This is a genomic window from Nonomuraea sp. NPDC051941, from assembly GCF_044593615.1.
In genome coordinates this window covers 1-5402 of record NZ_JBIUCF010000122.1, presented here as the reverse complement: position 1 = coordinate 5402, position 5402 = coordinate 1, and the positions used below count along the sequence as shown (strand labels likewise).

At 64.8% G+C, this 5402-nt stretch carries 8 protein-coding genes and 1 pseudogene; 6 read left to right on the top strand and 3 right to left on the bottom strand.

What is annotated here, in order from left to right; translation table 11 throughout:
- Nucleotides 1-287: 287 nt before the first annotated feature.
- Entirely contained in the window at nt 288-1319 is a 1032-nt protein-coding gene (locus ACIHFD_RS67570) for a GNAT family N-acetyltransferase (protein WP_397375918.1), read from the top strand.
- Nucleotides 1320-1343: 24 nt separating this feature from the next.
- Here ACIHFD_RS67570 and ACIHFD_RS67565 read toward each other — a convergent pair whose 3' ends face one another.
- Together ACIHFD_RS67565 and ACIHFD_RS67560 are read right to left on the bottom strand one after the other, a co-directional pair.
- Nucleotides 1344-1763, bottom strand: coding sequence for a hypothetical protein (locus ACIHFD_RS67565; RefSeq protein WP_397375917.1), 420 nt, complete (start codon nt 1761-1763; stop codon nt 1344-1346).
- A 150-nt stretch (nt 1764-1913) separates the two neighbouring features.
- Nucleotides 1914-2375 carry an HNH endonuclease family protein gene (locus ACIHFD_RS67560; protein WP_397375916.1) on the bottom strand — a complete coding sequence of 154 codons (462 nt, stop codon included), beginning with the start codon at nt 2373-2375 and terminating at the stop codon, nt 1914-1916.
- Between ACIHFD_RS67560 and ACIHFD_RS67555 the strand changes: the two are divergent.
- The 5 genes and pseudogenes from ACIHFD_RS67555 to ACIHFD_RS67535 all read left to right on the top strand — a co-directional run.
- A pseudogene (locus ACIHFD_RS67555) lies at nt 2338-2436 on the top strand (IS30 family transposase); the annotation flags it as partial. The gene ACIHFD_RS67560 and the pseudogene ACIHFD_RS67555 sit on opposite strands and share 38 nt — an antisense overlap.
- Before the next feature lie 68 nt (nt 2437-2504).
- Nucleotides 2505-2798 carry a transposase gene (locus ACIHFD_RS67550; RefSeq protein ID WP_397375915.1) on the top strand — a complete coding sequence of 98 codons (294 nt, stop codon included), beginning with the start codon at nt 2505-2507 and terminating at the stop codon, nt 2796-2798.
- The gene (locus tag ACIHFD_RS67545) at nt 2798-3670 is read left to right on the top strand and encodes an IS3 family transposase (RefSeq protein ID WP_397375919.1); all 873 of its coding nucleotides are present in this window, start codon (nt 2798-2800) and stop codon (nt 3668-3670) included. The genes ACIHFD_RS67550 and ACIHFD_RS67545 overlap by 1 nt, the downstream gene beginning before the upstream one ends.
- A gap of 304 nt (nt 3671-3974) precedes the next feature.
- On the top strand, nt 3975-4595 hold the full coding sequence (locus tag ACIHFD_RS67540) for a hypothetical protein (RefSeq protein ID WP_397375914.1): 621 nt from the start codon (nt 3975-3977) through the stop codon (nt 4593-4595).
- A 225-nt stretch (nt 4596-4820) separates the two neighbouring features.
- Nucleotides 4821-5054, top strand: a complete 234-nt coding sequence (locus tag ACIHFD_RS67535; protein ID WP_397375913.1) for a hypothetical protein — start codon at nt 4821-4823, stop codon at nt 5052-5054.
- Between the two features lie 37 nt (nt 5055-5091).
- On the opposite strand, the gene ACIHFD_RS67530 is transcribed toward ACIHFD_RS67535, so the two are convergent.
- The gene (locus ACIHFD_RS67530) at nt 5092-5334 is read right to left on the bottom strand and encodes a hypothetical protein (protein ID WP_397375912.1); all 243 of its coding nucleotides are present in this window, start codon (nt 5332-5334) and stop codon (nt 5092-5094) included.
- Nucleotides 5335-5402 lie beyond the last annotated feature (68 nt).

Here is a 5402-nt window from a genome sequence, read left to right as displayed (position 1 = left end):
CTGCAGCCCGTCCAAGGCCGGCCACCTGTGCAAGGCCATCGCTGTCCTTCAAAATCATCGCGTTGCCCAGGCCGCATGAGGCTGAAATAGGTTCAGTGTTCCTCCTTGGCGGGTCGATGAACCGGTTGGCACCTTGTGTAGGTGCCAGATTGATGACCAGCCAGGCGGCACTGTTGTCCGACGTTGATTCCCTCTAAGGCCCCTAAACGAAGCGGTGTGCTATGCAGGCTGATGTCACCCTGTCTGTCCCCGTCCAGCGGTCGGCGAGAGTTCTCCAGTTGCAGGGCATGTTCGACGTGCCGCTGGAGGAGAAGCTGACGAACTCCTGGTCGGCCGTGCTCCCGGTGGAGGAACGGCGGTGGAACGTCGGCCTGCTCGTCGGCCCGTCCGGCGCCGGAAAGACCACGCTCGCCCGCGCGCTCTGGCCCGGCCGGCTCGTCGAGGCGCACACCTGGGGCGATCGGGCGCTCATGGACGACTTCCCCAAAGGCATGTCCATCAAGGCGATCGTCGGCCTGCTGACCGCGGTGGGCCTGTCGTCGCCCCCGGCGTGGCTCCGGCCGTACAAGACGCTGTCGAACGGGGAGGCGTTTCGCGCGTCGATGGCCCGCGCGCTGGCCGAACAGCAGGGTCTGGTCGTCGTGGACGAGTTCACGTCCGTCGTGGACCGTCAGGTCGCCAAGGTCGCGAGTCACGCGGTCGCCAAGGCGGTCCGGCGGGGCGGCCGCCAGCTCGTCGCGGTCACCTGCCACTATGACGTGCTCGACTGGCTGCAGCCGGACTGGGTGTACGACGTCGCCACCGCCTCGTTCGCGTGGAGGTCGGTTCAACCCTGGCCCACGCTCCGGCTCGATGTCCGGGCTGCTGACCGCTCCCTCTGGCAGGTATTTCGCCACCATCACTATCTGAGCGCTGAGATCTCCAACACGGCGCACTGTTTCGCCGGGTACGTCGATGGCCAACTGGTGGCGTTCCTGGCGTACCGGCATTTCCAGCACCCACGGGTGCGGAACATGAAGATGGAGCACCGGCTCGTCGCGCTGCCGGATTTCCAGGGCCTGAGCATCGGTGTCCGCATGTCGGAGTGGGTCGCCCAGCATCTCGCCGAGCAGGGATTTCGCTACCGGTCCGTGAGCAGCCACCCCGCGCTCATCTCCTACCGCGACCGGTCGCCGCGGTGGCAGCGGCAGGCCCGCGCCACCAAACTCCACACCAGCTCGAAGCGACGGAACCAGCACAAGGACACGCTCGACCCGCGCCGGCTCGGGCTGGTCAGCTTCGAGTACATGCCGCTGTCATCGCCACGGTGGCGGCGATGACAGCGGACTTGCCTTGGCGAGACGTCACATCGTTTCGCAGGGCAGGCCGTGGCTCGAATAGCCGCCGCCGGGCTTGTGGTACCAGAGTTCCGCGCAGATGTTGGTCCCTTGGGGCACTGGCCATGTGTAGGAGAATTCCCTGAGGCTGCCGTTGTAGTTGTAGATGGGATAGTTCATGTCACGGCCACCGCCCCAGACGTGGATGTGGTAACTGCCGCGTGGGCTGCAATCTCCCCCCAGATGCCTGAGCAGGATGGCGTTGTACGCCGCCCATAGTCCCAGGCAGACACTGACACCGGCCGGGCGGGCGAGCTGAGCCGCTGCCGGGGCGGCGCCCGTGGTGGCCGATGCCGGTGAGATGGTGGTCGCCATAGCTGCCGCAAGCGCGGTCGCCGTCGCCAGGACTCGCGTCGAAAACTTCCGGGACTTTCGTGCTGTCTGCATCGAGTCTCCCTGTGAGTTCGCCAGAGCGATTGCAGTCAGACTCACAAAGCGGAGTCGCCGTCACCAGGGCATGCGCCGGTCATTTCCCGGACTTTCCTGCTGGCTGCATCTCTTGGCTGTTGCTTCTCCTTGGTCAACGGGTACGGCGAATCAGGGCTGATCGTCTGTCACAGGCAGGCGTTGCGTCGGGCAGGCGTCAGCGAGGTCGGTCAGGGCCTGCTGCTCGGCGGGGTCGATGGACAGCTGCCAGCGAATCTTGATCGCGGTCCACTCGGCGGCATACCGGCAGCGGGCCGGCTCGTACGGCGGTTGCCAGGTGGAGGGGTCCTGGTCGGCCTTCTGCCTGTTCGAGCGGGCGGTGACCGCGACCAGATGCCACGGTTCACGCAAATCATTCGCGTAGTCCTGCCGCTGGGCGGCGCTCCAGTCGTAGGCCCCGGAGTCCCATGCCTCCGCAAGCGGGACCAAGTGATCGACGTCGAGCGCAGATGCCTGGTTGACGGTGATGTCGTCGTAATACGAGTACCAGACTCCCCCGGTCAGAGTGCACCGGTCGGTGACCTGTGGCGGCTCGATCAGCGAGCGGCCCGCCGAGGCCGACGACCGCGCCATTCCCGGCCACTCGGAAGGCGACCTCATCATCGGCAAGAACCAGTTGTCCGCCATCGGGACCTGAGCTTCCCCCAGTTCTCCGGACACTTGACCTGAGGTCACCCTTGATCATCAGGAAAAATGTCCTTCATGCCCGCACTTCACCCTCCCGAGTTCCGGCGCCGCGCGGTCGAGCTTGCGCGCCAAGGTGACAAACCGCTTCTCCAGCTCGCCAAGGATCTGGGCGTCAGCCGGTCGTGTCTGCAGAACTGGCTCAGACAGGCCGAGGTCGAGGAAAACGGCGGCGTCGGCGAACAGTTGACCAGCGCGGAGAAGAAGGAACTCGCCGAGCTACGGCGCCGCAATAAACAGCTGGAGATGGAGAACGACATCCTCAAGCGGGCGGCGGCGTACTTCGCCCGGGAGAACGTCCTCCCAAAGTAATCTACTCGCTGGTCCGTGAGCTTGCCGATGACCATATTCCGGTCGCGGTGGCCTGCCGAGTACTCCGGGTGTCGACATCGGGATATTACGACTGGCTCGGTCGGCCCGAGCCGCCACGTGCGCTCCGCAACAAAGAACTCACCAAAATAATCCGTCAGGTACACGCGGACTCGCGTCGCAGTTACGGCTCGCCGCGGGTGCATGCCGAGCTCACGCTCGGGCTGGGCGAGAAGGTCAACCGCAAGCGCGTGGAGCGGCTCATGCGCGAGGCCGGCCTGCAGGGCGTGTACCGGCGCAAGGGCCGCCGCAACCTGGTCAACCAGGCTACCGAGGAGGACCTGGTGCAACGCAGCTTCGACGTCGAGGCGCCCGATCGGCTGTGGCTGACCGACATCACCGAGCACCCCACCGGCGAAGGGAAGCTGTATTGCGCCGCCGTGATGGACGCCTATTCGCGCCGGATCATCGGCTGGTCCATCGACGCTCGTCAGAATACCGACCTGGTGGTGAACGCGTTAGCGATGGCCGTGGCCCGGCGAAAACCGGACGCGCGCTCGACCATTCTGCATTCCGATCACGGTACGCAATACACGTCTTGGGCCTTCGGCAAGCGTTTGCGAGATGCCGGCCTGCTCGGATCGATGGGAACGGTTGGTGACTGCTATGACAATGCGATGATGGAGTCGTTCTGGGGAACGATGCAGCTCGAACTTCTCGACACCAGAATCTGGAAAACACGCGACGAACTCGCTAACGCCATCTTCGAATGGATTGAATGCTGGTACAATCCCTACCGACGCCATTCCAGCATCAAAATGCACAGTCCCGTCACGTTCGAGAGCCTCTACCGGCCCTCAGACACCACTGAGTGACCTCACCTCGGGTGTCCGTGCTACTGGGGGAACCTCACACATGGTCGGCGACATCACCATCTGCGAGGTCTGCCCCAGACAGGACAGCTCAGGGGGAGGGAGGAGGCTCGTTCGGCAGGTCGTGAGTGTAGAACCCGAACCCGCCCATCGATACCGCGCACCCGATGGGCTGGCCGCTGTGGAGCGGAGGCTTGTACTTGATGATTGAACGGTTGCTGCCGCTTCGATGCTGGCAGTCTTGGCCGACGAGGAGTTGAGCGCGAAATGAGCGACCGCAGGATGCGCCAGTGGAATGGGAGCAAGTGTGGGTGTTGAAGCGTGGTCAGCCATCGCCGCCGGCGTCTCGGCGATCGGTGCAGTCGCCGCTGTGATGGTGGCCCTTTTCGCCTGGTCGACGACCAAGCACGCCGCAAGGGCTACCGCCGACCTCACCAAGATCGAGGCTCGCCGCTGGCATCACGATCTGACCCCGCAGTTCACCATCGAATTCGCTGAGCAGGTGGGGGATCAAGCGGTACTGAAGGTGTGGTTCAACGGACCCACCGCCTTGGCAGAGCTCAGGGTCGGCTTGACCATCCGCAACGACAAGCCGAGGTCCTCCAGGTTGGCCGGTGGCCCCTCCCCGGACGAGATCGCTGCTCAGGTGTGGGGGCCATACCGGTTCCGCCCGCGCGTCGACGGCGCGGACGAGCTTGGCCGTACCACAGGGCCGGTCAAGCTCCTGCCTGGAGATGGCCGCCAATTCACGTTAGAGCGCACCATCGAGCCTCGATGGACGACACCGGAATGGTGGCGCGATGAGTATGAGAACGCGCCTGTCCGCGTCGGGCTGCGGTGTACAACCGGGGACTATGAGCCGTGGACCGTCTACTACGAGGTACCGACAGTCCAGGGCGAACCGTTAGAAGGCCAGCTCTACGCGTAGGCGTTGCGGTGGTCAGTCGATGCAGCGACCGTGACCGACGAGGGTATGGGCACCGGATGAAGAGCTCGATCACCGTGGCAGGCACGAAGTCAAGGTCGATCAAGGCGCGTACGAGACCTTCGACGACGACGGCAACCCGTCATCCGGACGACTGGCCGCGGCACCTGGTGGTGCTCCTGCGGGGGACGAGGCACGGGCCCGAACGCGGCTTGACGAAGCCGCGCAGTGAGCCATCCACGGGGTGCCCGAACCCGGCTGGCCTACTTCGTGTGCTTCGGGTGCGGGCATGCCTTCCCGGCACCCGAGGCGCTCGTCGCCGACCACGCGGCCACGGTCGAGCGGCTGAACGCTGACCTGATCGGCGCACCGCCGGCGTTCGACATCGAGCCCTCCGCGCTCGTCGCGGAGACGGACCCGGAGCGGATCTACGTCTGCCCGCACTGCGGGCACGATCTGTAGGTCAGTCCTGATCGAGGGCGCCTGTGTGTCCTCAGCCTCAATTCCTTGCCCGCTTCTCCACGGCCCGCTCGACCGCCTTGGCGGCATGGCCAGAAACAGTAACCCCGCCAATCAGCAAATCCAGGGCAGCGGCCAACTCGGGCTGATTCTTCATCAGGACCAAATTGATGGATATGAGGAGGAGAAAGACGACGAGCTTCGCCCGCTTGGGGTCGAACTGTGATTCCGCCGCTGCGTTCTTTGTGACCGAGACGCTGACACGTGAATCCACCTCAGCCAAGCAGGCGGCAGCGAACCCTGGCCGGTGATCGTCGGTCAGGGTTTAGTGGCGAGGCAGGCGTCAGGCGG

What these genes read in the sequence shown, in the direction of transcription:
- ACIHFD_RS67570 (WP_397375918.1), top strand. Translation starts at nt 288, where the DNA reads ATGTTCGACGTGCCGCTGGAGGAGAAGCTGACGAACTCCTGGTCGGCC.
- ACIHFD_RS67565 (WP_397375917.1), bottom strand. Translation starts at nt 1,763, where the DNA reads ATGCAGACAGCACGAAAGTCCCGGAAGTTTTCGACGCGAGTCCTGGCG.
- ACIHFD_RS67560 (WP_397375916.1), bottom strand. Translation starts at nt 2,375, where the DNA reads ATGGCGCGGTCGTCGGCCTCGGCGGGCCGCTCGCTGATCGAGCCGCCA.
- ACIHFD_RS67550 (WP_397375915.1), top strand. Translation starts at nt 2,505, where the DNA reads ATGCCCGCACTTCACCCTCCCGAGTTCCGGCGCCGCGCGGTCGAGCTT.